Below are 26,840 nucleotides of genomic sequence, written 5' to 3'. Positions count from 1 at the left end.
ACTGCGGCTGGTTCTTTTCCGCTAGCCTGCTTTCAGGATCAAGCGAGACACCAATGACCAAAGCGCCCCGCATCATCGCGTTCGACGGCACGCCGCTGGATATGGCAGCGCTGCGCAGCCTGTTGGCGGGCCCGGTGCAGCCAAAGATCAGCCCGGCGGCACGGCAGGCCGTGGCGGCCGGGCGCCAGGTGCTTTTGCAGGCGATTGCGGCGGGGCAGCCGATCTATGGCGCGACCACCGGCGTCGGCGCGATGAAAAACACCCTTCACCACAGCGATGCCGCGATCATGGCGCTGAATGCGGGTCTGCCGCCTGCGCATCAGATCGCCGTTGGTCAGGAAATGCCCGCAGGCGTTGCGCGGCTGACCATGGCGCTGCGGCTGAACACCGTGCTTTCCGGCCGGGTCGGCGTCAGCGAAGGCTTTGCCGACCATCTGGCCGCGATGCTGGGTCATGATCTCCTGCCGCTGCTGCATGGGCGCGGCTCTGTCGGTTGCGCCGATCTGGGCCAGATGGGCGAGCTGGCCGCCGTCATGACGGGCGAGGGCCCTGCCCTGCTGCAGGCGCAGCCGATGCCCGCCGCAAAGGCGCTGCAAAACGCGGGGCTTGCCCCTTTCATGATGCAACCCCGTGACGCGCTGGCCGCCGTCAGCACCAATGCCTTCGGCCTTGCACGCGCGGCTGAGGCGGTGATCCGCGCCGCTGATACGATCCGCCAGACCATGGCGCAGGCAGCGGTGACTGCCACCGCCTGGGGCCTTGATCGCGCCGTCTGGCAGGCGGCCCGCGCCAGCCACATCCCGGGCGAGCCAGAGATGGCCGCCTGGCTGGAAACCGCGCTGGCCGATCAGACGGACTGGCCCGCCCGGACCTCTGTTCATGATGCGCTTTCGGGGCGTTTTCTGGTGCAGATCCTGGCGGCGGGCGTCACCGCCCTGCGCGAGGCGGCGCAGTCCGTCATCCGCCACACCGCCCAGATCGACGACAATCCGGTGATCTGCGGCGATCGGGTCGTGCCCTCGGGGGGCAGCCTTTTGTCTGATCTGTCAGCCCGGATCGCGGCGCTGCAACTGGCCATCGCGCAGCTGGGGCGCAATATCTTCAACCGCTGCCTGATGCTGGTCAATGGCGGGCTGGCGGGGCTGCCTGTGAACCTGGTGCCCGCCGGAGTTGTCGGCACCGGCTATGGCCCGCTGATGAAACTGGCGCAAGAACAGACGGTGCGCATCACCCTTGCCGCGCAGCCGGTCGCGCCGCTGAACCTGACGCTGGCGGCGGGCCTTGAGGATGAGGCGCTGCTGATCCCGCTTGCCGCCGAGCGGCTGCACGACCAGCTGGAAGCGATGGACTGGCTTTTGACCATCGAGGCGCTGCTGGCCGTCCAGGCCCTGGCCTTGCGCAGTCAGAAATCGGGCGGCCAGTCGGGGAGCCTGCATCCGGGGGCTCTGAACCTGGGCGCTCTGGCCCAGGCTCAGACCGCGATTGTGCGCCGCCATATTCCGCCCTTCACCGCCGACCTGCCGCTTTCCGCCGCCCTGACCGCCCTGCGTGCCAGCCTTACCGCTGCGGACAGCCGCGCGATGATGCGCGCCCAGGCCCCCTTCGCGCCCTTCGACCAGGAGATGGCCTTTCCGTCGGCCACCCATGGCGGAGAGTTTTCTGCTCTTTTCGACCCTGCAAAGACAATCGCCCCGGGCGAGACGATCCAATAACACAAAGAAACCACCTGACCCCTTCCCGACAGGAGATGTAAATGAGTGTTTTCAATATATTGTCACCGAAATCCGGCGGCGCGGCGATGCGGGCAACCCTTTTGGGTGCAGCGCTTGCCCTGGCCGCACCTGCCGCATTCGCCCGCGATGTCGTGGTCTCATCCAAGATCGACACCGAGGGTGGGCTTTTGGGCAATGTGATCTATCTGGCGCTGCAAAACGCCGGCATCCCGGTCGAGAACAAGCTGCAGCTGGGCGGCACGCCGATCCTGCGCGATGCGATCACCGCCGGGCAGATCGACATCTATCCCGAATATACCGGCAATGCGGCTTTCTTCTTCAATGAGGCCGACAGCCCGGTCTGGAAGGATTTCACCGCCGGATATACCCGCGCAGCCGAGCTGGATCTGGCCGCGAACAAGATCGTCTGGCTGCCCGCCGCCCCGGCCAACAACACCTGGGCCATCGCGCTGCGCGGCGACGTGGCAGAGGCGAACAACCTGAAAACCCTGACCGAATTCGGCGCCTGGGTGGCAGGCGGCGGCACGGTGAAACTGGCGGCCTCGACCGAGTTCGTGACCGCGCCTGCAGCGCTTCCGGCCTTCCAGACCACCTATGGTTTCACCCTGACCCCCGATCAGCTGGTGCAGCTGGCGGGCGGCGATACGGCGGCCACGATTGCGGCGGCGGCGCAGCAGACCTCGGGCGTGAATGCCGCGATGGTTTACGGCACCGATGGCGCGATCTCGGCGGTGGGTCTGGTGGTGCTGGAGGATGACAAGGCGGTGCAGCCCGTCTATGCGCCCGCGCCCCTGGTGCGCGAAGAGGTGCTGGCCGAGCATCCGCAGATCGCCGAGGTGCTGGCCCCGATCTTCGCCTCGCTGGATCTTACCACCCTGCAAGAGCTGAATGGCCGCATTCAGGTGGGCGGCGAGCCTGCCGAGGCCGTCGCCCGTGACTATCTGACCAGCAAAGGGTTCCTGCAGTAAGCCTGCAACCGAACCTTGCAGGTGAGAGGTGCTTTCCCCAGGCCTCTCACCTGCCCCTTTCTCTGCGGCCTCCCCCCCCCCCCCCCGGCCCTCCAGCCACCCGGCCCCGGCTGTTGTTCTTTTGCCATTTCCTCACCTGCCTTTTCACCCAAAACCGAAAGGCCTCGCGTGAACGATCCTGTTCGATCCCCGGATATCACGACCTCGCTGCCCCCGCAGATCCGGCCCCCCAAAACCCGATCCCAGCCGGGCTTTAGCCGGACGGGCCTTTTGTTCCTGGCGCTTGGCGTCGCAGGCCTTTGCCTGCCGCTGGTGCAGTTCAAAGCCAATCGTATCGTGCTGGGCGAGGGGTTTTTGCTGCCCGCAGCCCTGCCGGACGTGGGCTGGGCGATTGCCCTTTTGCTGGCGCTGATCCTGGGCACCGCCCTGTGGCAGCGGCTGCCGCTGATGCCACGCCTTGGGCTGGCGCTTTTGGGGCTGGCGGGCACGGTGCTGGCGCTTGGGTTTGCGGCAAAGGGGCTGGTGCCCCAGGGCAATACCATCGCCCGCGCAGCCCCTGCGGCGGGGTTCTGGCTGCTTTGTCTGACCTTCGCGCTGATGGCGGCCGATGCGCTTAGCCGGATGGGGCTGTCGCGCCCGGCCCGCTGGCTGGCGCTTGGGCTGAGCCTTGCGCTGATCGCGCTTTGCCTTGGCTCGGGGGTTTTGGACCAGACCTCGGTGATGGTGGAATATGCCGCGCGGGCGGATCTGTTTCGCCGCAGCCTGGGCCAGCATCTGACGCTGGCTTTCGGCTCGCTGGCAATGGCGCTGGTGGTCGGGCTGCCGATCGGGATTGCGATCTTCCTGACGCCCGCCCTGCGGCGCGGGGTGCTGGGGGCGCTGAACCTGTTGCAGACCATTCCGTCGCTGGCGCTTTTTGGCATCATGATCCCGATTTTCGGCTGGATCGCCGCCAATGTGCCCGGCGCGGCGCAGATCGGCGTTGCCGGGATCGGGATCTTCCCGGCGCTGATGGCGCTGTTTTTCTACGCGCTGCTGCCTGTCGTCTCGAACACGCTGGTCGGGCTGACGGCGGTTGATCCGGCGGTGCGCGATGCGGCCTTTGGCCTTGGCCTGACGCGCCGCCAGGTGCTGCTGCAGGCCGAGCTGCCGCTGGCCCTGTCGGTGATCCTGGCCGCCGTGCGTATCGTTTTGGTGCAAAATATCGGGCTGGCGGTGATTGCCGGGCTGATCGGCGGCGGCGGCTTTGGCTCTTTCGTGTTCCAGGGGCTGAACCAGACCGCGATGGACCTGATCCTGCTGGGCGCTTTGCCCACCATCATGCTGGCCCTGGTGGCCGGCGTCGCGCTTGATCTGCTGGTCGAGGCGGTCAGCCCCAAAAAGGGTAATCAGACATGATCCGTATTCAGAACCTGACAAAGACCTATGATCGCAACACCGTCGTCAATGATGTCTCGCTGACGGTCGATCAGGGCCAGATCGCGGCGCTGGTCGGCACCTCTGGCTCTGGCAAGACCACGCTTTTGCGGATGATCAACCGCCTGGTCGAGCCGACCTCGGGCCAGATCCATATCGGGGAAACCGATGCGGCCACCATCCCGCCGCATCTTCTGCGCCGCCGCATCGGCTATGCGATCCAGGGCCATGGCCTCTTCCCGCATTACACCGTCGGCCAGAATATCGCCATCGTGCCGCAGCTCTTGGGCTGGAAACCTGCCGAAATCGCCGCCCGCGTCGAAGAGCTGCTGCATCTTTTCCAGCTGGATCCCGGCCAGTTCCGCGACCGCATGCCCCATCAGCTGTCAGGCGGGCAGCAGCAGCGCGTCGGCGTGGCCCGCGCCCTGGCCGCACGCCCCGAGGTGCTTTTGATGGACGAGCCCTTCGGCGCGCTTGACCCGGTGATCCGCGCCCGCGCCCAGGCCGATCTGCGCGAGATCCAGCGCCGCCTCGGCACCACGCTGGTGATCGTGACCCATGACATGGAAGAGGCGGTGACGCTGGGCGACCGAATCGCGGTGATGGATAAGGGCGTGCTGTTGCAATATGGCCCCCCGGCCGAGATCCTGACCCGCCCCGCCGCCCCCTTTGTCGAGGCGCTGATCGGCAAATCCGAGCGGCCCTTCCGCCTGCTGTCGCTGACCCCCATCGCCGATATCGCCGAGCCTGGTTCAGCCGAAGGCCCGGCCCTACCCCCCGAAACCAGCCTGCGCGACGCCCTGGCCGAATGCCTGTGGAACGGGCGTGACCGCCTCGCGGTGGAAGGGGGCGGCGTGGTGACGCTTGCCGCACTGCAGGCCCGCGCCGAAGGAGCGGTGAGATGATCGCACGCCTTTTACTGGCGCTGGCGGCGCTGTTTCTGGTGGCGTTTTTGCTTAGCCCCGAAAGCTTTGCCGCGCTCTTTCAGCCGCTGACAAAGAATGGCGCCCCGCCGATCTATACCCAGACCGCGCTGTTAAGCCTGACGCTGTCGCATCTGGGGCTGGTGGCACTGGCGGTTCTGGCCTCGACCATCGTTGCGGTGGGCCTGGGGGTGCTGGTCACCCGGCCCGCCGGGGCCGAGTTCCTGCCGCTGGCGCGGGTGATCACCTCGGTCGGGCAGACCTTCCCGCCGGTGGCCGTTCTGGCGCTGGCGGTGCCTGCGATGGGGTTCGGCGCGGGGCCAACGCTGGTTGCGCTGTTCCTTTACGGCCTGCTGCCGATTTTTGAGAACACGCTGACCGCGCTGCAAAACCTGCCGCCCTCGGTGACCGAGGCCGCGCGGGGCATGGGCCTGACCCGCCGCCAGCGGCTTTTCCAGGTCGAGCTGCCGCTGGCGCTGCCGGTGATCCTGGCGGGGGTGCGGCTGACGGCGGTGATCTCACTGGCGACGGCGACCATCGGCTCGACGGTGGCGGCGCGAACGCTGGGCGAGGTGATCATCGCCGGGCTGCTGTCTGCCAATACCGCCTTTGTGGTGCAGGGCGGGCTGATCGTCGGGCTGATCGCAGTCCTGATCTATGAAGGGTTTCAACTGGCCGAAAGTGCCGCAGCACGCCGCACAGGCCAGCGGCTGTCAGACTAACAGGCGCTGCAGGATTAACGGAGTAAACAGATGTCAGATTTCGATCTGGTCCTTTCGGGCCGAGTGATCCTTTGCTCGCATGAAATCGAGGCGGGCTTTGTTGCGGTGCGCGATGGCCGTGTCGCGCTGATCGGCGAGGGCCCCGCGCCCGCCGCCCGCACTCGCCATGATCTGGGCCAGGCGCTGATCCTGCCCGGCGCGGTCGATGCCCAGGTGCATTCGCTGTCGCAAAAGGGCGCCGAGGGCTTTGCCGCCTCGACCGCCGCCGCCGCCGCCGGGGGCGTAACCGCCATCGTCGACATGCCCTATGATGAGGGCAACCTGGTCGCCTCGGCCCGCGCGGTGGCGCAAAAGGCCGCCGAGGCCGAGGCCGAAGCGCGGGTGGATGTGGCCCTTTACGGCACCATCCACCCCGAAGAAGGCCCCACCCGCATCGCCGAACAGGCCGAAGCCGGGGTCTGCGGCTTCAAATTCTCGACCTTTGGCACCGATCCCAAACGCTTCCCCCGCATCCCGCCCGCGCTGCTGCTGGCCTGTTTCGCCGAGGTGGCAAAGACCGGCCTGGCGGCGGGGGTGCACAATGAGGATGACAGTTTCGTCCGCGATGCGATCCGCGCGGTTGAGGCCGCAGGCATCACCGACTGGCGCGCGCATGGTCTGTCGCGCCCGCCGATGACCGAGATCCTGGCGCTTTTGCAGATCTATGAAACCGGGGCGGCGACCGGCTGTCCGGCGCATGTGGTGCATTGCTCGCTGGGGCGCGGCTATGAGATCGCCCGGCGCTACCGCGATGAGGGGCATTTCGCCAGCATCGAGGCCTGTATCCACTATCTGGTGCTGGATGAGGAAAACGACGTCGCCCGCCTTGGCGGCAAGGCGAAAATCAACCCGCCGATCCGCCCCCGCGCCGAGGTTGAAACGCTCTGGCGTCACGTCGCGGCGGGCAATGTCTCGATGGTGTCGACCGATCATGTCAGCTGGTCGGAAGATCGCAAGACCAACCCCGATATGCTGAAAAACGCCTCGGGCGTGCCAGGGCTTGAGGTGATGGTGCCGCTTTTCGTCAAAGGCGCGATCGAGCGCGGCGTGCCCCTGACCTGGGCTGCGCGACTGCTGGCAGAAAACCCGGCGCGGCATTTCCGCCTTGATCACGCCAAGGGCGGCATCCGGACCGGGCGCGACGCCGATCTGACCGTGCTGGAGCCGGTGGCGAAAACCTATGACGCGAAGGCCAGCCGCGTCTCGGTCGCGGGCTGGTCGCCCTATGACGGGATCACGCTGCCCTGGACGGTGGCGGGCACCTGGCTGCGCGGCCAGGAGGTGTTTGACGGAAGCACCCTCGCCCCGCCCGGCACAGGGACATTCCAGCGCCCGCAATACCCGCTGGGCCTGCGCCAAAGCCTGCATGACTGGCAGAATCATGACTGGCAGAATGGATCTGGCGCATGAGAAACCTGCGCATCAGCCAGAGCCGCATCGCCGATGACCTGGCCGCCCTGTCCGCGATCACCGACCCGGGCCGCCCCTGGACGCGCCGCGCCTTCTCGCCCCGTTTCGATGAGGGGCGGCGCTGGCTTGCGGCGCGCTTTGCCGCGGCCGGGCTGGCGGTCACAACCGATGCGGGCGGCAATCTTCTGGGGCGGCGGGCCGGGTCCGGCGCTTTGGGCACCATCCTTCTGGGCAGCCATTCCGACACCGTCCCCGATGGCGGGCGCTTCGACGGCGTCGCGGGCGTGGTTGCAGCCCTTGAGGTGGCGCGGATGCTGAACGAGCACGGCCTGCGCCTGCGCCATGACCTTTGCGTGGCGGATTTCCTGGCGGAAGAGGTCTCGGTCTTTGGGGTGTCCTGCATCGGCTCGCGTGCGATGGCGGGGGTGCGCCCAGACGCCTGGAGCGGGCTGGAATATCAGGGGCGCAGCCTTGCCCAGGCGATCCGCGATGTCGGCGGCGATCCCGATGTCAGCGCGAAAGCCGATGATGTCAAAGCGTTTTTTGAACTGCATATCGAGCAGGGCCTTGTCTTGCAAAATGCGGCCACCGATCTGGGCCTCGTTACCGCCATTGCGGGCATCACCCGGATCGAGGTTACGCTGACGGGCCGCCCCGATCACGCGGGCACCACGCCGATGGACCTGCGGGCCGATGCGCTGGTGGCGGGCGCGGGCCTTGTCACCGATATCGCCGCCGAGGCAGGCCGCCTTGCGCAGCTGGGCAGCCATTTCACCGCCACCGTGGGCGAATTTTCGATCACCCCGGGCGCGGCCAATGTGGTGCCGGGCAGCGTGCGGCTGCTGATCGACGCCCGCGCGGTCGAGCGCCCCCGGATCGAGGGTTTCATCGCCTGGCTGCAGGCGCGGCTGGGCCAGTTGCCCAAAGGGATCACCGCCGCGCATCAGATCCTGTCGGACAACCCGCCGACGCCGATGGATCCGGGCCTGATCGCGCTTTCAGAGGGCGCGGCCGACAGGCTGGGGGCCAGCCGGATCCGCATGGCCTCGGGGGCGGGGCATGATGCGGCCTTTATCGCGCGGATCGCGCCTGCCGCGATGATCTTCGTGCCCAGCCTGGACGGGCGCTCGCATTGCCCGGAAGAGTTTAGTGAAATCAGTGACATAGCATTGGGGGCCGAGGTGATGGCAGAGGCCATCCTCGCCTTTGATGCGCAAGGATAAGGAGAGAGACATGCGCCGTATTCTGACCGAAAAAGATGTCGAGCCCGCCGTGCGCGGCGGATCGGTCTATGCCGCCGGGGGCGGCGGCTGGGCCGATCATGGCCGCAAGCTGGGCTATGCCGCCGTTGGTGCGGGCCAGCCGGAACTGGTCAGCATCGACGAGCTGCGCGAGGAAGACTGGGTCGCCACCGCCGCCGCCATCGGCGCCCCCGCCTCGACCACCCCCTGGGAGATGCGCGGCACCGATTACATCAAGGCCGTGCAGCTGCTGAATGAGGCGCTTGGCACCCCGGTTGCCGGGCTGATGGTGGGGCAAAACGGCAAATCCTCGACGCTGAATGGCTGGCTTCCGGCCTCGATCCTTGGCTGCAAGGTGGTGGATGCGGTGGGCGATATCCGCGCCCATCCGACCGGCGATATGGGCTCGATCGGGATGGCGGGCAGCAATGCGCAGATGATCCAGACCGCCGTTGGCGGCAACCGCGGGCAACACCGCTATATCGAGCTGGTGACACGCGGCGCGACGGCCAAAGTCTCGCCCATTCTGCGCACCGCCTCGGATATGTCGGGGGGGTTCATCGCCTCGGCCCGCAACCCGCTGCCCGCCTCTTACGTGGCGAAGAATGCGGCGCTTGGCGGCATCTCGATGGCGCTGGATCTGGGCCATGCGATCCTGGCGGCTGAACCCAAAGGCACCGCGGCGGTGATCGACGCGATTGTCGAGGGCACCAAAGGCGCGATCCTTTTCGAGGGTGTGATCACGAAAAAGGATGTGCGCTATACCAATGAGGCCTTTGACATCGGCACCGTCACCCTGGGCCAGGGCGACCGCGCCCTGACGCTGCATGTGATGAACGAATATATGGCGATTGATGATGCCGGGGGCCGCCGGATCGCCAGCTTCCCCGATGTGATCACAACGCTCTCCGAGACGGCAGAGCCGCTGTCCGTCGGCCAGCTGCATGAAGGGATGCGCATCCATCTGCTGCATGTGCCGAAATCGGTGATCCCGCTGGGCGCGGGTGTGCTTGACCCCGCCGTCTATCCGCCCTGCGAACGGGCCATGGGGATCGAGCTGGCGAAATACGCCCTGGAGGGAACAAATGCCTGAGGCAAATCCGCGTCACCCCGACTTTCCGATCCCCGGCGGACCAGAGCTGCGCACGAAATCCTGGCGGACCGAGGGGCTTTTGCGCCTGTTGGAAAACGTGCTGGCCGTGGGCGAGGCCCCGGAAAAGCTGATCGTCTATGCAGCCCTTGGCAAGGCGGCCCGCAACTGGCCCGCGCATGGCGCCATCGTAAAAAGCCTGACCGAGATCGACGAGGATGAGACCCTGATCATCCAGTCCGGCAAGCCGGTGGGGATTCTGAAAACCCATGCGGGCGCGCCGATGGTGATCATGGCGAATTGCAATATCGTCGGCCAATGGGCAAAGGCCGAAAACTTCTATGATCTTGAACGCAAGGGCCTGATCTGCTGGGGCGGGCTGACCGCCGGGGCCTGGCAATATATCGGCAGCCAGGGCGTGATCCAGGGCACCTATGAGATCTTCATGCGCATCGCCGAGCGCCGTTTTGCGGGCGCGCTGGCGGGGCGGTTCATCCTGACGGCAGGCCTTGGCGGCATGGGCGGGGCACAGCCGCTGGCCGGGCGGATGGCAGGGGCGGCGATCCTTTGCGTCGATGTCGATCCGGCCCGGGCCAGGATGCGCAAAGAGATCGGCTTCCTCGATGAGATCGCCCCCGATCTGGACACGGCGCTTGCGATGATCAGCGCCGCACAGGCGGAAAAGCGGGCGCTTTCAGTCGCGCTGATCGGCAATGCGGCGGAAATCTACCCCGAGATCGCCCGGCGCGGCATCACCCCCGATATCGTCACCGATCAGACCTCGGCGCATGATCTGGTCTATGGCTATGTGCCCGCAGGCTATGACCTGGACCGCGTCCGCCGCCTGCGTGAGCAAAACCCCGAAGAGCTGATCGAGGCCGGGCGCGAAAGCATCACCCATCACGTCGCGGCGATGCTGGAATTCCAGGCCCGGGGCGCCGAGGTTTTCGACAATGGCAACCTGATCCGCACCCAGGCGAAACAGGGCGGGATCGAACATGCTTTCGACATCCCGATCTTCACCGAGGCCTATCTGCGCCCGCTGTTTGCCCGCGCCATCGGCCCCTTCCGCTGGATGGCGCTGTCAGGTGATCCGGGTGATATCGCGCAGATCGACGATCTGGTGCTGGAAATGTTCCCCGACAATGCCATCGTCACCAACTGGATCCGGCTGGCACGCGCCCATGTGCCCTTTGAGGGCCTGCCCGCCCGCATCGCCTGGCTGGGCCATGGCGAGCGAACGGCGCTGGCGCGGGCGGTCAATCAGATGGTGGCGGATGGCAGGCTGTCCGGCCCCGTGGCCTTTTCGCGCGACCATCTGGACGCGGGCGCGATGGCCCATCCGAATATCATGACCGAAAATATGCGCGACGGCTCGGATGCGATTGCCGACTGGCCACTGATCAGCGCGATGACGCTTTGCGCCTCGGGTGCCGACCTGGTGGCGGTGCATTCGGGCGGCGGCGGCTATGCGGGCTATATGACCTCATCGGGGGTGACGGTGATCGCCGATGGCACGGCGGCGGCGGATCAGCGGCTGAAGCTGGCGCTGACCAATGACACCGCGCTTGGGGTGATCCGCTATGCCGATGCGGGCTATAGCGATGCGCTGGATGAGGCCGCGAAGAAAGATGTGGGCCATATCCGCCTTTAAGCAAAAGCAGACAAAACCCGGGCCGGAATTGTCTGGCCCAGAATTGCCTGGCCCGGACTGGCGGGCGGGCTACCGGGCAGGCGGCTCTTCAGGCGGATCCTGCGCGGCGGCCGGGGCAACCAGATCGAGGGCAGCCGTCTCGCCATTCCAGCTGACATCATAAACCCCGGTGGCGCCCTTTTTGTTTTTGCTAGGCTCTAGACTCATTAACTTTATAACGAGAAGAGGACGGTTGCTGCGAGGGCTATGGCCGGGAGGAAGACAATGGGGCACCTGTCGTATCGAACTTTCTTCTTGCGGGTTTTCCGCCCCGGGATACAGGTGCTTATGCCTTTGTCTTTCAACGCCTCTCTGAACCAATCGGCCCTCGCCGGTTCGCTTGAACCGGTGGCGCGTCACCGGCTCGATATCCCCGATCCGCCGGCATCCACTCTGCCTTTGGAAAGCTGCGCGAGCTGTGCAGCGGCTCCGCAGTAGTCGCTGACCGGACCGGCTGTGACAAACAGGCTGATCGGGCGGCCTTGGGCATCGGCAACGGCGTGAAGCTTGGTATTCATACCACCCTTCGTGCGACCGATCAGGCGACCACGCCCCCCTTTTTCACCCGCAAGCTGGAGGCCGTGCGATGAGCTTTCAGGTACCCTTCGCCGGGGCGCTCGAACCAGTGGCGCTGCCCCGGCTCGACATCGATCATGATGGTCTTCTTGTCGGCAGCCTCCGAAGCCAGGCCGTGCATTATTCGGGTGAACACCCCCATCCGGATTCAGCGCTTTCAGCGGTTGTAGAGCGTCTTTGATGGACCATACTCGCGAGGGGCATCACACCAGCGCAACCCATTGCGATTGATGAAGATTATGCCGCTCAAGACACGGCGATCATCGACGCGTGGACGGCCATGGCTCGTGGGGAAAACGGCTCGAGCCGCGCCATCTGCGCGTCAGTCAGCCAGAATAGATTGCTCATCAGAAGGGGCTCCTGACACCTGCTGAATCACCGAACAGCAGCACAATCAATGGGTCCTGATCCTAGGGTGCTTTTCCTCGGCCAGTTCGATCGTCTGACAGGGGATGATCCGGATGCAAATTCGGGGCCGCATCCGGGCTGCGCAGCGCCGCTTTGGCCCGCGAGGCGCTTTGCGCCTGGGCTGTGCACAGAGACCGCCGATCTTACACCAGGCCGCGTCTCATCGTTCTGGGCGTCAAAGGATCCAGGATCATGGATCGCCCGGAAATGCGAAAGCACCTCGTCATAGCTGATGATCGCGGGGGCGAAATCGACCTGGACCACCGCGATCCGGGCGGGCTTTGTCGAGCCGTCGGTTCAGGTCGCATAGCCGACACGGCTGTCGAGGATGCCGGGCAGCTGCCTGTAAAACGCCCCGGCGTCCCAAAAACATCCTGCCCCGAAGGTCTCAGTTCAACCGGCATATGACTTTTTTCCTGCGACCGGCCTGTCTGTGGTGCCCCTTACTGACCATGCCCGCCTTACTGCGCAGGGGCAGTAAGGCGGGCATGGTATTTTTCAGGCTTAAGGCGTGCCTTTGACCCAGCCATCGACAATCGCGGCATTGGCGGCAACCCAGGCGCGCGCGGCGGCCTCGGGCGTTTCCTTGTCTTTCTCGACCTGTTTGATCAGCTCATTCAGAACCTTCGGGTCGATTGTGATATTGGTCAGGAAAGCGGCAATCTCAGGCGCATCGGTTTCCAGCCGTTTGGCGTGCAAAACATAGACCTTTGAGGGCGGGAAAGCGCTGGTAATGCGGCTTTTGTTCAGCCAGTCGGGATCTTCGGTCGGGCTGACGTAAAGCCATTTGCCATCGGGGTTATAAAGCGGGTCGTCCTTTTTATTGTCCTGGGCATAGCCGTCGAACTCCGGCTCCTGCAAAAGGCGCAGGTCGTAATTCACGAAAATCCAGTCCGGCGTATAGCCATAAAACAGTACCCCGGTCTTTGCTTTGAAGGCGGCGTCGATCCGGGCATAGGTGACAGAGGCCTCGGTCGAGACATCCTCAAACAAAGGGGCAAAGCCGTAATCCTTGGCTTTGATCTGGCTGATATAGGTGGATTCCCATCCCGCAGGGCCAATCAGAAACTCGGGCTTGCCGCCCGCAGGCGATTTGAACAATTCAGCAATTTCAGGGCGTTTCAGGTCATCGACCGAGGTCACCCCATATTCATCCTGAATATATCCCGGGATATAGAAGCCCTGCTCGCTGATATAGGGGTTTGCGTTGGGGACCAGGGTTTCCGCGCTGCCGGCGGCGACATATTTGCCCCAGGCGGTGGCTTGATTTGGCAGATAGATATCGGGCAGCACATCAACCGAGCCGTCATTCTTTCCGGCGCTGGACATCAGCACCGGAAGATCTGCCGACAGCAAAGAAACATCTGCGTCAAACCGGGTGCGGACGACCTCGGCGATCAGGTTGCCGATGACGATTGCGCCGGTCCAGTTTTGCTCGCCAATTACCAGTTTTGGTTTTGACTGGGCGTAAAGCGGGCTTGCCAGGGTCGCGCTGACGGCGACTGTGGCGATAAGTTTTCTGATCATTGTTTTACCATCTCAGTTTATTATGCAGTTTCTGTTTCATTCGCTGCCTCAGGGGCGCGAATGGCTTTGGTTCTTTTTCATGGCGCCTTGCAGGATGCGGTCGGGGACAATCGCGCAGATGACGATTGCAATTCCGGCCAGGAACCCTGCCCCGCCCTGGATATTGCGCAGCGCATTGACCACGTCATAGCCCAGCCCCCCCGCGCCGATCAGCGCCGAGACCACGACCATCGAAAGGCTCATGACGATGGTCTGGTTCAGGCCCAGCAGGATCGAGGGTTTGGCCAGGGGCAGCTCGACCCGGGTCAGCACCTGGCGGGGCGTGGCCCCATGGGCCAGCGCGGCCTCGGTCACGGTTGCGGGCACCTGGGTGATGCCAAGCGCGGTCAGCCGGATCATCGGCGGCAGGGCGAAGATGATCGTGGCCAGCACGGCGGGGGTTTTGCCGACCGAAAAGAAGGCGACCGCCGGGATCAGATAGACGAAGCTGGGCAGCGTTTGCATGATGTCCAGCAAGGGCGAGACGATCCGCGCGGCAACCGGGCTGCGTGCCAGCAGGATCCCGCCCGGAATGCCGATCAGCACCGTCAGCAGCACCGCCGCCCCGACCAGCGAGACCGTCGAAACCGTCTGCGGCCAGAAGCCGAAAAAGACCAGATAGGCGCAGGAGACCAGCGTCAGCAGCGCCACCTGCCGCCCCGCGAATTGCCAGGCCGCGTAAAGCAGCGCAATCACCGGCACCGGCCAGGACAGCCAGGTCAGCAGCCACTCGACCGCCTCGATGGCGCTGCGCACCCCGATGACGATCAGCGTGAAAACCGACTGGAATGAGGTCTGCATCCAGGAAATCGCGCTGTCCAACAGGGCGCTGACCTTCATCGCGAGGCTACGATCCGCCAGCGGGCCGAAGAGCGCCTCGCCCGGGTCGCCGTAAACCGCCCGCCAGATCACCAGCCCCCAGACCGCCAGAAGAACAGCTGTGGCGGTCAGAAACTGGCGGCTGCCCGGAACCATGGTGGCGCGGCCAAAGAGGCAGAAAAGCCGGCTGGCCAGCAGCAAAAGCAGCCCCGCGACCAGCCCGCCCGCAGCCCCCTCGGGCGCGACGGCGGAACCGGCCAGCAGCGCAATGCCCGTGGCCTCGGCGGCGGCCAGCAGCCAGAACAGCCCCCAGGCCGCGCCCGCGAAACGAGCAGGCCCCGCCAGCAGCCTTTGCCAGCCCGCAAGCGGCGGCTGAGCAGCGACGGTGGGGGCTTCGGCGGTTGGGGCGGCGGGTGTCTCAACGGGCACAGAGGCGGCAGGCGGCTGATGCGGCCCCGCGCCGTCACTTGCGAAGCCCCGGAAGAAATCGGCCACCCAGGCATCCGCCGGGGCATCGAGGATCTCTTGCGGCCTGCCCAGCTGGACGATCTCGCCCTCGCGCAGCAGCGCGATGCGGTCGGCCAGCCGCATGGCCTCGGCCGGGTCATGGGTGACGATCACCGTGGTGATGCCGCGCGCGCGCACCAGCTCGCGCACCTGTTCCTGCAGATCGCGGCGGATGGTGGGGTCAAGGGCGCCGAAAGGCTCGTCCATCAGCAGGATATCGGGCTCGCCGACCAGCGCCCGCGCCAGGCCGACGCGCTGCTGCATGCCGCCCGACAGCTCTGACGGATAGCGCCCTGCAGCCTCGGCCAGGCCGACCAGGGCCAGCTGTTTGCGGGCAACCGACAGCGCCTCTTCCTGCGGGGCACCGCGCAATTCCAGCGGCAAAGCCACGTTTTCCAGCGCGGTTCGATGCGGCAACAGGCCGAAATTCTGGAACACCATGCCGACCTGATGGCTGCGTAACTGCCGCAGCTCTGGCGCAGAGAGGCTGCCGATATCGCGGCCATTCACCGCGACACGGCCCGCGCCCGGCTCGATCAACCGATTGATATGGCGCAGCAATGTCGACTTGCCGCTGCCCGAGGTGCCCATCAGGCAGAAGATCTCTCCGCGCCTGATCTCAAGGTTGATATTGTGCAGCGCGGGCCTCGCCTCTGCGCCGCCAAAGCGTTTCGAGACGCCCTCCAGCCGGATGGCGGCAGATTGGGCGTCGGCAGATTGGGCGGCAGGGCCAGACACCTGGCTGCCCTGTTGCAATGTGATGAAATCAGCCTCGGCGACGGTCATTTGCGTCCACCCGATTTTTGCCATCCCGACAGGCCATGACGGCCTGTTTCAGCAGGGGTGACAGGCCACTCTGACGCTGCATAAAATTTCATCACATTAACTCTCTCTTTGGTCCGCTCGCGCCTGATTCCGGCCTTAAAAATACGGAGCCGCACCTGCCGGGGCCGTCCCGGGGATCTCTCCTAGCAGGGAATCAAAGGGCGGATCTATCCGGGCCAAAGACGCAGACACGGGCTGCGCTGCGGGCGGAAATTGCATGGCCAGACGCCTGAGAAAAGGCGAATACGAACGCCACAAACCTAATATAATGTACTGATATATCTGGGTAATTTTTAAATCAAACTGACATGCCCCCATCAGCCCCATCATATGGCAATGCAACCTGGGCTAAAGCGTTCGGGGAAGAGAATGGTCAGCGGGATCGTGTTTTCGGCACAGAACCTTCAATTCGGCGCGAAAAAAGATCAGCCTGTTCCACCGAACTGCGCCGTCCGATGCGGTGCGGCAAAGGGGGCATCGCGGCCGCCTCCCTTTTTGCTCACTTTTCGCTCAGCTACGGCGGCCTGCCAGCAGCAAAAGGAAGGCCGGGGCACCGATCAGCGTGGCAATCACCCCCGCCGGCAGATCGAAGGGCGGCATGATCGCGCGGCCAAGCGTATCCGCCAGGCAAAGCGTGACCGCGCCAATCGCCGCGCTTAGCCAAAGGCTTTGGCGATGGCGCGCCCCCACCAGCATTCTGGCCGCATTGGGCGCAAGCAGGCCGACGAAGGCAATCGCCCCGATCGCCGAGGTCGTTGCGGCAACCGCGCAGACCACAACCGCGCCCGCCAGCAGATGCAAAAGGCGCGGGCGGCCCCCCAGATCGGCCAGCAGCCGGTCTGAGACCTGGGCAATATCAAGCATCGGCACCAGCAGCCGTGCCGCCAGCAGCACCAGCAACAGCCAGGGCAAAAGCCGCGCCAGATCGGGCCAGCCGCGCCCATGCAGGGTGCCGCTGATCCAGTGCAGCGCCTCGGCGGCGTGCAGATCCATATGGATCACGATCAGCAATGTCAGCGCCGCCAGGCTGGCCGAAAGCGCGATCCCGATCAGCGGCAGCCTGGCGCCCGCGCTGTTTCGCGCCAGGACCGTCACCGCGCCAAAGGTCGCGCTCGTGCCCGCCAGGGCGGCGATCAGCATCGGTGTGCCGCCGGGTGCCGCCCCGGCCAGCATCGCCGTCACCGAGGCCAGGGATGCCGCCTGCTGCAGGCCCAGGGTCTCTGGCGCCGCGAGGGGGTTTCGCAGCTGGGCCTGGACCAAAAGCCCCGCCACGCCCAGCATTGCGCCCGCAGCCAGGGCGATGAAGAGGCGCGGGCCACGGGTCTGAAAACCGCTGGCGATGATTTCGCCCGGGCCCAAAGTGCCGTCGCCGAACATCAGGCCCGCAAGCACCGCAAGGCCCAGCAGAGGCAGAGCAAAGATCATGGGCCGCGCCAGGGAATGGCGGCGGGCGGGCAGCGCGGCTGGCCCGGGGCCTGGGTTGGTGTTTGGTTCGGGGCGCAGATCGCGGCTGCGGCGCAGGATCATGATCACCACCGGGGCAGCCAAAAGGCCCAGCACGGTTCCGGTCGGCAGCGAGGCGCCATTGCGCCCCAGCCCCTGGGCCAGCACATCCGCGCCCAGAACCAGCATAGCCCCCAAAAGCGCCGCCAGAGGCAAAACGACCAGATGCCGCCGCAGCCCCAGATAGCGCAGGATATTGGGCACCGCCAGGCCGACAAAGCCCACCGGCCCGGCAATCACCACCGAGCCGCCGACGCAGATCAGCGCCGCCAGCCCCGCCAGAATTGCAGGCCCGCGCGACAGCCCCAGCCCCTTTGCCAGCCCGGCGCCAAGCGCGTGCAGATCCAGGGCGCGGGCGCAGACCAGCATCACCGCGCAGGCCAGCGCGATCAGCGGCAAAACCGCAGAGAGCTGCGGCCAGTCGCTTTGATCCATCATCCCCGCCGACCACAGGATCAGCCCCGAGGCACGCTGATCGGCCAGCAGGATCAGCAGGCTCGACAGGCCCGAGATGAAAAGCGAAACCGCAACCCCCGCCAGCGCCAGGCGCACCGGCCCGGCAGAGGGCCCGCCGCCCAGAAGGATGCTAAGCCCGCCGCCCGCTGCTCCGCCCAGAACGGTTGCCAGCAGCGGCGGAAATATCTCGTTCAGGATCAGCGCATTGACCGCCATAGCCAGCAAGGCCCCGCTGGAGACACCCAGGATATCGGGCGCGGCCAGCGGGTTGCGCAGCAGGGTCTGCATCACCGCCCCCGCCAGCCCAAGCGCCGCCCCCACCGCCAGCGCCGCCACCAGGCGCGGCAGGCGGCTGGTCTCGATCAGCACCTGGGCCAGGGTGTCGGGGCGTGACGGCATTGCCAGCACATCACCCGCCTGGATCAGCCCCTCGCTGCCGACAAACAGCGCCAGAAACGCCAGGATCAGCACGGCAGACCCGGCGGCAAGGCCCAGCAGCAGCGGATGCCCGGCCAGACGTTTTGCGCCAGATGGCCTCGTGCTCACGCCAGCGCCCCCAGCCAGTCGATACGCACCGATGCGCGGCCCGGGGCGGTGGTCTCGACACTTAGCGGCAGGTCGTAAACCTCGCGCAGGATTTCGGTCGTCATGACGCGGGGCGCGGGGCCTGCCGCAAACAGCTGCCCCTTGCGCAGCAAAACCACCGCATCTGCCAGCTGCAGCACCTGGTCCAGATCATGCAGCACGGCAAGGATGGTCAGCCCGGTGTCGCGGTTCAGCCCTTTCAGCAGGCTGAGGATCTCAACCTGGTAGCGCACATCGAGGTAAGAGGTCGGCTCGTCCAGGATCAGCACGCGCGGCTCTTGCGCCAGCGCCAGCGCCAGCCAGGCCCGCTGCCGCTCGCCCCCCGATAAGGCGGCCATATCGCGCCCGGCCAGCGTCTCAAGCCCGCACATCTCCAGCGCTGCCGTGATCGCGGCCCGGTCTGCGGCGGTCTGGCGCTGCATCAACCCGCGATGGGGAAAGCGGCCAAAGGCCACCAGTTCGCGCAGGGAAAGGCCGCTGACGCTGTCCTGATGCTGGCGCAAAACCGCGATCTGACGGCCCAGGGCGCGGCCCCTCAGACGGCCAATCGGCTGGCCCGCAAACAGCACCTGGCCCGAATGCGGCGCCAGCACCCCGGTCAGGGCGTTCAGAAGCGTGGTCTTGCCGCTGCCATTGGGGCCGCAGATCGCGGTGATCGCGCCCTGGGCAATGCCAAGATCAATCGGGCCCAGCACATGGGTCGCGCCCCGGCGCAGGTTCAGCCCCTGACAGCGGATCAGCGGCTGATCCGGGCCCGTTTGTTCGGGGGCGGGCCTGTTCAAATCTGCACCTCGCTGAGGGTCTGACGCAGGGCGCTGCGCAGCGCCGAGGGGCTGCGATAGCCGATTTCGCGGGCGATCTGCTCCATCGGCTGGCCATCGGCCTGGGCCTTCAGCACCCGCGCCAGCCGCATGCGGCGACGCCATTCGAGAAAGCTCATGTTCAGCTCATCGCGGCAATGGCGGGTCAGGCTGCGCCTGCTCATCCCGATCAGCTGCGCCCAGTCATCCAGGCCGCCGGTATGGCCCGGCTCATTGGTCAGGGTCTCGCACAGGCGCTGCAGACGTTTGTCGCGCGGCCATGGCAGGCAAAAGGGCATCTCTGGGGCCACCGCCAGCTCGTCCAGCACCAGCGCCGAGAGGTGGTGATACCGCGCCTGCCCCGCCTCAGTGGTTTCGGCATCGGTGGCGGGGGCCTCGGTCAGGGCCTGCAAAAGCGCCCCCATCAGATCAGAGACCCGCACCACGCGGGTTGGCCCCCACAGTTCTGGCGCGACGGCGTCGGGTTCGATGTAAAGCGTGCGCATCTCAACCTGCCCATGCGCCCCCACGCAATGCGGCAGGTCTGGCGCGATCACCAGGCCATGGCCTGCGGGCAGGATGAAAGATCCCTCCATGGTCTGCGCACTCATATACCCGCTGGCGCAGCACAACAGCTGGCCCCGGCGATGGCTGTGCCAGCCCACCCGCAGACCGTCAGGATAGCTGCGCGCCATGGCCGCAACCGCCCGCGAAGAGGTCTGGCACTGGCTGGCCGTCAGCTGCGAGGCGGGCAGAGACGATACGGGCAAAGGCGGGACGGGCAAAGGTGGGGCGGGCAGCGGCGGGGTCACCGCAGCCCCGTAAGAGGCGGGCGGAATGACTTGCACAGGCGGCTCTTTCTCTCCCATAACAGCAGTCTCCGGAGGGGGGGTTTCCGATTTTGCATGGCTGGCGGGAATAGCGGCGGGCACATTGCAGGGTCAATCACCCCATAAGGCCCGATTTCGTCAATATCAATACGGATGCAAAATCGGGCCATATTCTGGCCCGATTCAGCCGATGATTGGCCCGACAAAAACGGTTAACTTTCGTATTCCGGGGGCGAAATCCTGCTTGCCCAGCTGTGAGAGGCCATCCGGCCCGTCTCATGCCATTGGCCCCATGCCTTTGGCCCCCGCGCAAGGTCGGCAGCCCGATTGTCTGTTACCGGAGAAATACCATGCAAGCTCGCCCCGGCGTGAGATGCCTATACCTTTGCACCGTGGCCGTGATCGGCGCAGCCCTGCCCCTCACCGCGCAAGAGGCCGCAGCACAGGAGACCGCTGCACAGGAAACCGCGCAGGACGCCGTCAGTCTGGGCACCATCTTCCTGGAAGGCGCAGGCGGCATCGGGGCCTCGTCGGCCGATGTGACCCGCACCGCGAAAACCGCGCTGAAATCGCCCGCGCCCCTGGCCACCACCCCGCAGGCGGTGACGCTGATCAGCCGCAAGACCATGGACGATCAGGCGGTCAGCTCTGTCGCGCAGGCGCTGACCTATAGCGTGAACACCAATGGCCAGCGCTATGGCACCGACCCGCGCTCGGATTATTTCAGCGTGCGCGGCTTCCCCTCGGATCTGTTCCTCGACGGGCTGCGCGTGCCCCAGATCGGCAATCAGACCGGCGGTTATGCCGGGGTGATGGTCGAGCCCTTCATGATCGAAAGCATCGAGGTGCTGCGCGGCCCGGCCTCGGCGCTGTTCGGGCAAAGCAATGTCGGCGGCATCGTCAGCATGAATGCCAAAAAGCCGCAATCCACGGCGGGCGGCGAACTTTATCTGCGCTTTGGCAGCTATAACCGCAAAGAGATCGGCCTTGATTTCACCGGTCCGGTCTCTGAGGGCTCTGACTGGAGCTATCGCGTCATCAGCGTGCTGCGCGATTCCGACAATATGGTCGCCTTTTCCCGCAATGACCGCATCGCCTTTGCGCCCAGCCTGACCTGGCGGCCCAGCGATGCGACAAGGGTGACCTTCAGCGCCAGCTATCTGAAGGATGATATCGGCCAGCCCGGCGCGATCGTGCCTGCAGAGGGCTCGATCTTCCCGAATGCGCATGGCCAGCTTTTGCCGGTTGATGTGTCAGACGGCGATCCGCGCCAGGCGGTCTATAAAAAGACCACGCAGATGATCGGCTATGAGCTGGAGCATGACCTCAGCCCCGATCTGACCCTGTCGCATTCCATGCGCTACACGCGGATGCGGCTGGATTATCGCAGCCTTTTCTCTGGTCCGCTGCAGGCCGACGGGCAGACGGTGAACCGCTACAACTATCTGGCGCAGCCCGATCTGAAGGCCTTTATCACCGACGCGCATCTGACCTGGCGGCCGCAGACGGGCGCGGTCGATCATGAGGTGATCGCCGGGGTCGATTTCCAGCGCCAGGAACTGGTGAACCTGACCAGCTCGACCGCGGGGCCGGGGCTGAACCTTTATGACCCCGATTATACCGTGGCGCTGACCCCGGCCGTGCCGACCCGCAGCCTGACCCAGACCAATTACCAGCGCGGCATCTATCTGCAGGACACGCTGCGCTGGCAGGATCTGACGGTTGTTGGCGGGCTGCGCTATGACAGCTATACCACCGCCTCGACGCAGACAGAGCTGCTGGCCGGCACCAGCGCCGATTACCTGCAATCGGGCGAGCAGCTGACCGGCCGGATCGGCGCCTCCTGGGCGTTTGAGAATGGCATCGCGCCCTATATCCTTTACTCGACCTCTTTCCTGCCCGCACTGACCCTGGCGGATACGCCGCTGAAGCCGACCAAAGGCGAGCTGAAAGAGATCGGGATCAAATATGCGCCCTCGGATCGTCCCTGGATGATTGGTCTGTCTTATTTCGAGGCCAATCAGACCAATGTGGTCAAGCGGATCGCCGGGGCCTTCTATCAGACCGATGAGGTCACCGTAAAAGGCTGGGAGCTGGAGGCAAAGCTGGACATCGGCCGCCAGTGGCATGTGAATGCCGCCGCCTCTTACCAGGACCCCAAAGTCAGCCATTCGGAAAACGCCGCCGAGATCGGCAAGCTGCCCTATACGGTGCCGAAAAAGCAGGCCTCGCTTTATGTCAGCTATGATGTCGATACCCCGATGATCAGCGGCGATCTCAGCATGGGCCTTGGGGTGCGCTATGTCGGCGAGACGGCGGGCGATACGCTGAACACCTTCATGGTGCCGTCCTACACGGTCTCGGATGCCTTTGTGTCTTATGCCTTTGACGACTACCGCCTGCAGCTGAACGCCTATAACCTTGGCAACAAGCGCTATGTCGCGGGTTGTAACGTCGCCAGCCAGTGCTATTTCGGCGGGGAAAGAACCTTCACCGCCACGCTGAGCAAGACATTTTGACGGATAGGCCCGCCCTCGCACGCAGGCGCTTTTTACAAGGTGCCCTGGCCGCGCCCTTTGCCGTCCCCTTTCCGGGGGCGGCTTTTGCCCGTCTTGCGGCGGCCCCTTTGCGCATCGTCACGCTGGAATGGCTGGCGACAGAGATGTGCCTCAGCCTTGGGGTCGCCCCCCTGGGGGTGGCTGATCTGGCGCTTTACAAAGAATGGGTCGGCTTTGGCCAGGCGCAGCTGGCCGATGCGCAGACGCTGGGCGCACGGCAGCAACCCGGGCTTGAGGCCATCCGGCGGCTGCAGCCCGATCTGATCCTTGGCTCGGTTCTGCGCAATCAGGGGCTGCGCCAGCAGCTGCAGGAAATCGCACCAACGGTTCTGATCAATGATCTGACCGATGGCGATCAGCTGCAGATGGTGGATCAGGCCTGGCTTGATGTCTGCGCGGCGCTTGACCGCCCGGCGGCGGAAAAAGCCGCTGAATTCACGGCGTTTTTGCAGGATCGGCAAAGGCGTGTCGCCCAGAACCCGCCCCCGACCCGCAGTTTCGTGCTGGCGCAGCTTTTGCCCGGCACCTCGCATTTGCGGGCGATGACCTCTGACGCCGCCGCCGCCCAGGCGCTAGGCCGCATCGGCCTGCAACCCGCGATCCAGGATCCTGACGCCCGCTTCGGCTTTGTCCGCATCGGGCCAGAGGCGCTGGCGCGGCTGGCGCCGGATACCCGGCTTTTGCTACTGACAGACACGCTGCCCGAGGCCCTGGCGCAAAGCAGACTGTGGCAGGCGCTGCCGCTGGTGCGCCAGGGCCAGGTGCGGCTGATCGGGGCGCATTGGGCCTTTGGCGGCTATGACACGCTGGCCGCGCTGGTCGATGCGGCACTTGCGCAGATGATGGGCTGACAAAGCCGCCCCTTGCTGAGGGAGCGCGGCTGCAACGGGGGGCTACGCCGGGCCTAAACCTCCAGCGGCAGGCCAAAGCCTGCCTTGACCCGGTCAATCACCACCATGGTCTTGAAGCCCTTTATATCCTGATTTTCATAGAAAAACCTGCGAGTGAACTGCTCAAAATCCTCCATGTCGCGGGCGGTGACCACCAGCAGGAAATCGGCATCCCCGGTGACGTAATAGCCGGTCATGATCTCTGGCGTGTCGCGGATCGCGGCTTTGAAACGGTCGATGATATCGGCCCGCTCGCGCTCCAGTGAGACCTGGACCAGCGTGGTCAGCGGCCGCCCCACCTTGCGCGGCGAGACGATGGCCACATCGGCCTCGATGACCCTCTCTGCCCGCAGGTGTTTCAGCCGCCGCTGGCAGGCGGTGGCCGACAGGCCGACCAAAGCGCCCAGCTCTTCGCTGGTCATACGGTTGTTCAGCTGCACCTCACGCAGGATGCGGCGGTCGATTGCGTCCAGCTCCATCGGTTTTCCTTCGCATTCGGCGATTCAACGCAGTTTTTCAGCGCCACAGCCACAGGATACGCCGGAATCCATCGCAAAGCAGCTGCTAAACTGCGCCGGACACAGCCCCAAAACAGCCCCCAAAACATCGCCAGGCAGGAGCCCATATGCCCATCGACATCGCCGCCATCGCGGAAAAAGACCGCCAAAGCGTTCTGCACCCCTTCACCCAGCTGAAGGATTTCGCCTCGGGCAAATCGGGTGATCCGGTGATCGTCACCGGGGGCAAGGGCATTCGCATCCAGGACGCCCATGGCAACCAGCTGATCGACGCTTTCGCCGGGCTTTACTGCGTCAATATCGGCTATGGCCGCAGCGAGGTGGCGGATGCGATCTCAAAACAGGCGCATCAGCTGGCCTATTACCATTCCTATGCCGCGCATACGACCGAGGGGCTGGCGACCCTGTCAGACCGGCTGGTGAAAATGGCCCCGGGCAAGATGAGCCGGGTCTTTTACGGCATGTCCGGCTCTGACGCCAATGAGACCCAGGCCAAGCTGGTCTGGTATTACAACAACCTGCGCGGCCTGCCGAAAAAGAAGAAGATCATCGCCCGCGAGCGCGGCTATCACGGCTGCTCGGTCATCTCGGGCTCGATGACGGGGATGAGCTTTTATCACGACCATATGGATCTGCCGATGGGCCTGATCCGCCACACCGGGGCACCGCATTACTATTGGGGGGCCGCGCCGGGCGAGACCGAAGAGCAGTTCTCGGCCCGCCGCGCGGCAGAGCTGGAGGCGATGATCCTGCGCGAAGACCCCGAAACCGTCGGTGCCTTTATCGCAGAGCCGGTGCTGGGCACGGGCGGCATCACGCCACCGCCTGCGGGCTATTGGGCGGCGATCCAGGCGGTGCTGACGAAATATGATGTGCTGCTGATCGCCGATGAGGTGGTCACCGGATTTGGCCGCACCGGGGCGATGTTTGGCGCGGATAAATACGCGATCACCCCCGATCTGATCACCGTCGCCAAGGGGTTGACCTCAGCCTATATCCCGCTGTCGGCGGCGATTGTCAGCGAAAAGATCTGCAAGGTGATCGAGGACGGGGCGGAACGGGTCGGGGCTTTCTCGCATGGCTATACCTATTCGGGCCATCCGGTCGGCGTCGCCTGCGCCAATGCGGTGCTGGATATTGTCGAGCGCGAGGATCTGACCGGCAATGCCCGCGAGACCGGGGCCTATTTCCAGGCGCAGCTGCAAAAGACCTTTGCGCAGCTGCCCATCCTGGGCGAGGTGCGCGGCGTGGGGCTGATGGCGGCGCTGGAATTTGTGGCTGACCGGGCGCAGAAAACCAGGTTCGATCCGGCGCTGAAGGTGGGGGCGCGTGTCTCGGCTGCGGCGCGGGCCCATGGGCTGATCGCGCGGGCGATGCCGCATGGCGATATCCTGGGCTTTGCGCCGCCGCTGGTGACCACCCGCGATGAGGTCGATCAGATCGTCGGGATCGCCGCCAAAGCGGTGCGCCAGGTCATGGATGAGCTGGCACGCGAAAAGGCGCTGGCCTGATCCGATACCGATACCCCCGGGCCGCGCATCCATCGCGGCCCGGGGGCGTCAGATGTCAGTTCAGCGGTAGCGCGGCCCCATCACCCCTGCCGGGATCAGACAGGCCTGCAGCGCGTGGTAAATATCGGGTTTGCCGTTGAAAACCCGGGTCTGGGGCTTGCCCTCAGGGTCGATCTCATGGATCCAGCCGCCGAATTCATGGTCGATGAAACTGGCATCGGTGAAGGCCCAGACCCGGTCATACCAGGTGCCCCAGAATGGATCCGGCACGGTCTGATCCAGCGCCCAGGCGGCGGCAATCGCCTCGGCGCAGGGCCACCACAGCCGCCAGTCACGCGAGACCTTGCCGTCATTGCCCAGCGTATAGGCAAAGCCGCCCTCGGGCAGCCAGCCAAGCGCCACCGCCTGGCGGTAAAGCCCCTGCGCGGCCTCGGGCATCCAGGCGGCGCGGCGGCCGGACAGCTGCCACAGTTCCAGCACAAGGCGCGACCATTCCAGCGCATGGCCCGGTGTCGTGCCCGAGGGGCGGAACATCGCATCGCCGTCGAAATCGGGATCAATCTGCCAGCCGGGGGTGAAATGCTCGGGCACCACCCAGCCGGCGGCGCGGGCATTCTGGTTGATGATCCGCTCACTGATCGCAGTGGCGGCGGCCAGGATATCGGGGTCGCCCCAGGCGGTATAGACCGCCATCAGCGCCTCGGTCAGGTGCATATTGGCGTTCTGGCCGCGGTAAGGCAGGCCATTGCTCCAGTCGGCATCAAAGGTATCGCTGACGGCCTGGAAATCCTGATCCCAGAAATGGGTCCAAAGCGCATCCAGCCCCAGATCGCGCAGCTTTTCGGCGTCCTTATGGCCCGCCTGATGCGCCGAGGCCGCAGCCAGCAGCACGAAAGCATGGCCATAGGCCTGTTTCAGCGGATCAATCGGGCCATTGTCATCGACCGCCCAGAAAAAGCCGCCGTTCACCGCATCATACTGGCGGGTCAGCAGCCAGTTCATGCCGTGATCGACCATCTCCGCCGCGCCGGGCCAGTCGATCCGGGTGGCAATGGCATAGCAATGGATCATGCGGCAGATGTCATGCAGGATCCGGGGCGCGCCGCCCGGGCCTGCAGGGAAGGGCTTGCCCTCAAGATCCAGCGCCCGGAACCCGCCCGAGGGGTCACGGCCCGCATCGTGGAACTTCAGAATGGCGCGGGCCTGAGACAGCAGCCAGTCCTGGCTGCGGTAATCGGGGGTGCTGGTCATGA

At 65.3% G+C, this 26,840-nt stretch carries 19 protein-coding genes and 2 pseudogenes; 12 read left to right on the top strand and 9 right to left on the bottom strand.

The window, feature by feature from the left end:
- Positions 1-53: 53 nt before the first annotated feature.
- The 9 genes from HOY34_RS05985 to ertB all read left to right on the top strand — a co-directional run bounded on the left by HOY34_RS05985 (position 54) and on the right by ertB (position 11,196).
- On the top strand, positions 54-1,712 hold the full coding sequence (locus HOY34_RS05985; protein ID WP_172360845.1) for an aromatic amino acid lyase: 1,659 nt from the start codon (positions 54-56) through the stop codon (positions 1,710-1,712).
- 86 nt (positions 1,713-1,798) lie between these two features.
- Positions 1,799-2,701, top strand: a complete 903-nt coding sequence (gene osmF / locus HOY34_RS05980) for a glycine betaine ABC transporter substrate-binding protein OsmF (protein ID WP_172361160.1) — start codon at positions 1,799-1,801, stop codon at positions 2,699-2,701.
- A gap of 168 nt (positions 2,702-2,869) precedes the next feature.
- On the top strand, positions 2,870-4,099 hold the full coding sequence (locus tag HOY34_RS05975; RefSeq protein WP_366926918.1) for an ABC transporter permease: 1,230 nt from the start codon (positions 2,870-2,872) through the stop codon (positions 4,097-4,099).
- On the top strand, positions 4,096-5,022 hold the full coding sequence (locus HOY34_RS05970; protein ID WP_172360843.1) for an ABC transporter ATP-binding protein: 927 nt from the start codon (positions 4,096-4,098) through the stop codon (positions 5,020-5,022). The genes HOY34_RS05975 and HOY34_RS05970 overlap by 4 nt, the downstream gene beginning before the upstream one ends.
- Positions 5,019-5,762, top strand: a complete 744-nt coding sequence (locus HOY34_RS05965) for an ABC transporter permease (protein ID WP_172360841.1) — start codon at positions 5,019-5,021, stop codon at positions 5,760-5,762. The genes HOY34_RS05970 and HOY34_RS05965 overlap by 4 nt, the downstream gene beginning before the upstream one ends.
- 30 nt (positions 5,763-5,792) lie before the next feature.
- Positions 5,793-7,211 carry a hydantoin-5-propionate amidohydrolase gene (gene ertD, locus HOY34_RS05960; protein WP_172360839.1) on the top strand — a complete coding sequence of 473 codons (1,419 nt, stop codon included), beginning with the start codon at positions 5,793-5,795 and terminating at the stop codon, positions 7,209-7,211.
- Positions 7,208-8,434 carry a Zn-dependent hydrolase gene (locus HOY34_RS05955; RefSeq protein ID WP_172360837.1) on the top strand — a complete coding sequence of 409 codons (1,227 nt, stop codon included), beginning with the start codon at positions 7,208-7,210 and terminating at the stop codon, positions 8,432-8,434. Before ertD ends, HOY34_RS05955 begins: the two co-directional genes overlap by 4 nt.
- A 10-nt stretch (positions 8,435-8,444) precedes the next feature.
- Positions 8,445-9,545, top strand: coding sequence for a thiohydantoin desulfurase (gene ertC, locus HOY34_RS05950; RefSeq protein ID WP_172360835.1), 1,101 nt, complete (start codon positions 8,445-8,447; stop codon positions 9,543-9,545).
- On the top strand, positions 9,538-11,196 hold the full coding sequence (ertB, locus tag HOY34_RS05945) for a thiourocanate hydratase (protein WP_172360833.1): 1,659 nt from the start codon (positions 9,538-9,540) through the stop codon (positions 11,194-11,196). Before ertC ends, ertB begins: the two co-directional genes overlap by 8 nt.
- Before the next feature lie 212 nt (positions 11,197-11,408).
- Here ertB and HOY34_RS05940 read toward each other — a convergent pair.
- The 7 genes and pseudogenes from HOY34_RS05940 to HOY34_RS05905 all read right to left on the bottom strand — a co-directional run bounded on the left by HOY34_RS05940 (position 11,409) and on the right by HOY34_RS05905 (position 20,149).
- A pseudogene (locus HOY34_RS05940) lies at positions 11,409-12,159 on the bottom strand (IS5 family transposase).
- A gap of 27 nt (positions 12,160-12,186) precedes the next feature.
- A pseudogene (locus HOY34_RS22370) lies at positions 12,187-12,594 on the bottom strand (peptide-methionine (S)-S-oxide reductase); the annotation flags it as partial.
- A gap of 129 nt (positions 12,595-12,723) precedes the next feature.
- On the bottom strand, positions 12,724-13,746 hold the full coding sequence (locus HOY34_RS05925) for an ABC transporter substrate-binding protein (RefSeq protein WP_172360829.1): 1,023 nt from the start codon (positions 13,744-13,746) through the stop codon (positions 12,724-12,726).
- A 48-nt stretch (positions 13,747-13,794) separates the two neighbouring features.
- Entirely contained in the window at positions 13,795-15,897 is a 2,103-nt protein-coding gene (locus HOY34_RS05920; protein ID WP_172360828.1) for an ATP-binding cassette domain-containing protein, read from the bottom strand.
- Between the two features lie 549 nt (positions 15,898-16,446).
- Positions 16,447-18,441, bottom strand: a complete 1,995-nt coding sequence (locus HOY34_RS05915) for an iron ABC transporter permease (RefSeq protein WP_172360826.1) — start codon at positions 18,439-18,441, stop codon at positions 16,447-16,449.
- Positions 18,438-19,262 carry an ABC transporter ATP-binding protein gene (locus HOY34_RS05910; RefSeq protein ID WP_172360824.1) on the bottom strand — a complete coding sequence of 275 codons (825 nt, stop codon included), beginning with the start codon at positions 19,260-19,262 and terminating at the stop codon, positions 18,438-18,440. The genes HOY34_RS05915 and HOY34_RS05910 overlap by 4 nt, the downstream gene beginning before the upstream one ends.
- Positions 19,259-20,149, bottom strand: a complete 891-nt coding sequence (locus HOY34_RS05905; RefSeq protein WP_216654660.1) for an AraC family transcriptional regulator — start codon at positions 20,147-20,149, stop codon at positions 19,259-19,261. Before HOY34_RS05905 ends, HOY34_RS05910 begins: the two co-directional genes overlap by 4 nt.
- Positions 20,150-20,460: 311 nt before the next feature.
- Here HOY34_RS05905 and HOY34_RS05900 point away from each other — a divergent pair, with 311 nt between their 5' ends.
- The gene (locus HOY34_RS05900; RefSeq protein WP_216654659.1) at positions 20,461-22,629 is read left to right on the top strand and encodes a TonB-dependent siderophore receptor; all 2,169 of its coding nucleotides are present in this window, start codon (positions 20,461-20,463) and stop codon (positions 22,627-22,629) included.
- Positions 22,626-23,519, top strand: coding sequence for an ABC transporter substrate-binding protein (locus HOY34_RS05895; RefSeq protein WP_172360820.1), 894 nt, complete (start codon positions 22,626-22,628; stop codon positions 23,517-23,519). Before HOY34_RS05900 ends, HOY34_RS05895 begins: the two co-directional genes overlap by 4 nt.
- 53 nt (positions 23,520-23,572) lie before the next feature.
- Here the strand turns inward: HOY34_RS05895 and HOY34_RS05890 are convergent, their stop codons facing one another.
- The gene (locus HOY34_RS05890; protein WP_172360818.1) at positions 23,573-24,037 is read right to left on the bottom strand and encodes an Lrp/AsnC family transcriptional regulator; all 465 of its coding nucleotides are present in this window, start codon (positions 24,035-24,037) and stop codon (positions 23,573-23,575) included.
- 146 nt (positions 24,038-24,183) lie between these two features.
- Between HOY34_RS05890 and HOY34_RS05885 the strand changes: the two genes are divergently transcribed.
- Positions 24,184-25,587: an aminotransferase gene (locus tag HOY34_RS05885; RefSeq protein WP_172360816.1), complete on the top strand. Its 1,404-nt coding sequence runs from the start codon at positions 24,184-24,186 to the stop codon at positions 25,585-25,587.
- A gap of 60 nt (positions 25,588-25,647) precedes the next feature.
- Here HOY34_RS05885 and HOY34_RS05880 read toward each other — a convergent pair whose 3' ends face one another.
- Positions 25,648-26,838 carry an AGE family epimerase/isomerase gene (locus tag HOY34_RS05880; protein WP_253944247.1) on the bottom strand — a complete coding sequence of 397 codons (1,191 nt, stop codon included), beginning with the start codon at positions 26,836-26,838 and terminating at the stop codon, positions 25,648-25,650.
- Between the last annotated feature and the right edge of the window lie 2 nt (positions 26,839-26,840).

The organism is Pseudogemmobacter hezensis (assembly GCF_013155295.1).
GTDB lineage: Bacteria > Pseudomonadota > Alphaproteobacteria > Rhodobacterales > Rhodobacteraceae > Pseudogemmobacter > Pseudogemmobacter hezensis.
Note: the sequence above shows the minus strand (reverse complement) of the source record. Positions and strands in the feature narration are given on the sequence as shown.

Excerpts from the sequence above, each read along its gene's own strand:
- HOY34_RS05985 (WP_172360845.1), top strand. The coding sequence starts at position 54 with ATGACCAAAGCGCCCCGCATCATCGCGTTCGACGGCACGCCGCTGGAT.
- osmF (WP_172361160.1), top strand. The coding sequence starts at position 1,799 with ATGCGGGCAACCCTTTTGGGTGCAGCGCTTGCCCTGGCCGCACCTGCC.
- HOY34_RS05970 (WP_172360843.1), top strand. The coding sequence starts at position 4,096 with ATGATCCGTATTCAGAACCTGACAAAGACCTATGATCGCAACACCGTC.
- HOY34_RS05965 (WP_172360841.1), top strand. The coding sequence starts at position 5,019 with ATGATCGCACGCCTTTTACTGGCGCTGGCGGCGCTGTTTCTGGTGGCG.
- ertD (WP_172360839.1), top strand. The coding sequence starts at position 5,793 with ATGTCAGATTTCGATCTGGTCCTTTCGGGCCGAGTGATCCTTTGCTCG.
- HOY34_RS05955 (WP_172360837.1), top strand. The coding sequence starts at position 7,208 with ATGAGAAACCTGCGCATCAGCCAGAGCCGCATCGCCGATGACCTGGCC.
- ertC (WP_172360835.1), top strand. The coding sequence starts at position 8,445 with ATGCGCCGTATTCTGACCGAAAAAGATGTCGAGCCCGCCGTGCGCGGC.
- ertB (WP_172360833.1), top strand. The coding sequence starts at position 9,538 with ATGCCTGAGGCAAATCCGCGTCACCCCGACTTTCCGATCCCCGGCGGA.
- HOY34_RS05925 (WP_172360829.1), bottom strand. The coding sequence starts at position 13,746 with ATGATCAGAAAACTTATCGCCACAGTCGCCGTCAGCGCGACCCTGGCA.
- HOY34_RS05920 (WP_172360828.1), bottom strand. The coding sequence starts at position 15,897 with ATGACCGTCGCCGAGGCTGATTTCATCACATTGCAACAGGGCAGCCAG.
- HOY34_RS05905 (WP_216654660.1), bottom strand. The coding sequence starts at position 20,149 with ATGGGAGAGAAAGAGCCGCCTGTGCAAGTCATTCCGCCCGCCTCTTAC.
- HOY34_RS05900 (WP_216654659.1), top strand. The coding sequence starts at position 20,461 with ATGCAAGCTCGCCCCGGCGTGAGATGCCTATACCTTTGCACCGTGGCC.
- HOY34_RS05890 (WP_172360818.1), bottom strand. The coding sequence starts at position 24,037 with ATGGAGCTGGACGCAATCGACCGCCGCATCCTGCGTGAGGTGCAGCTG.
- HOY34_RS05885 (WP_172360816.1), top strand. The coding sequence starts at position 24,184 with ATGCCCATCGACATCGCCGCCATCGCGGAAAAAGACCGCCAAAGCGTT.
- HOY34_RS05880 (WP_253944247.1), bottom strand. The coding sequence starts at position 26,838 with ATGACCAGCACCCCCGATTACCGCAGCCAGGACTGGCTGCTGTCTCAG.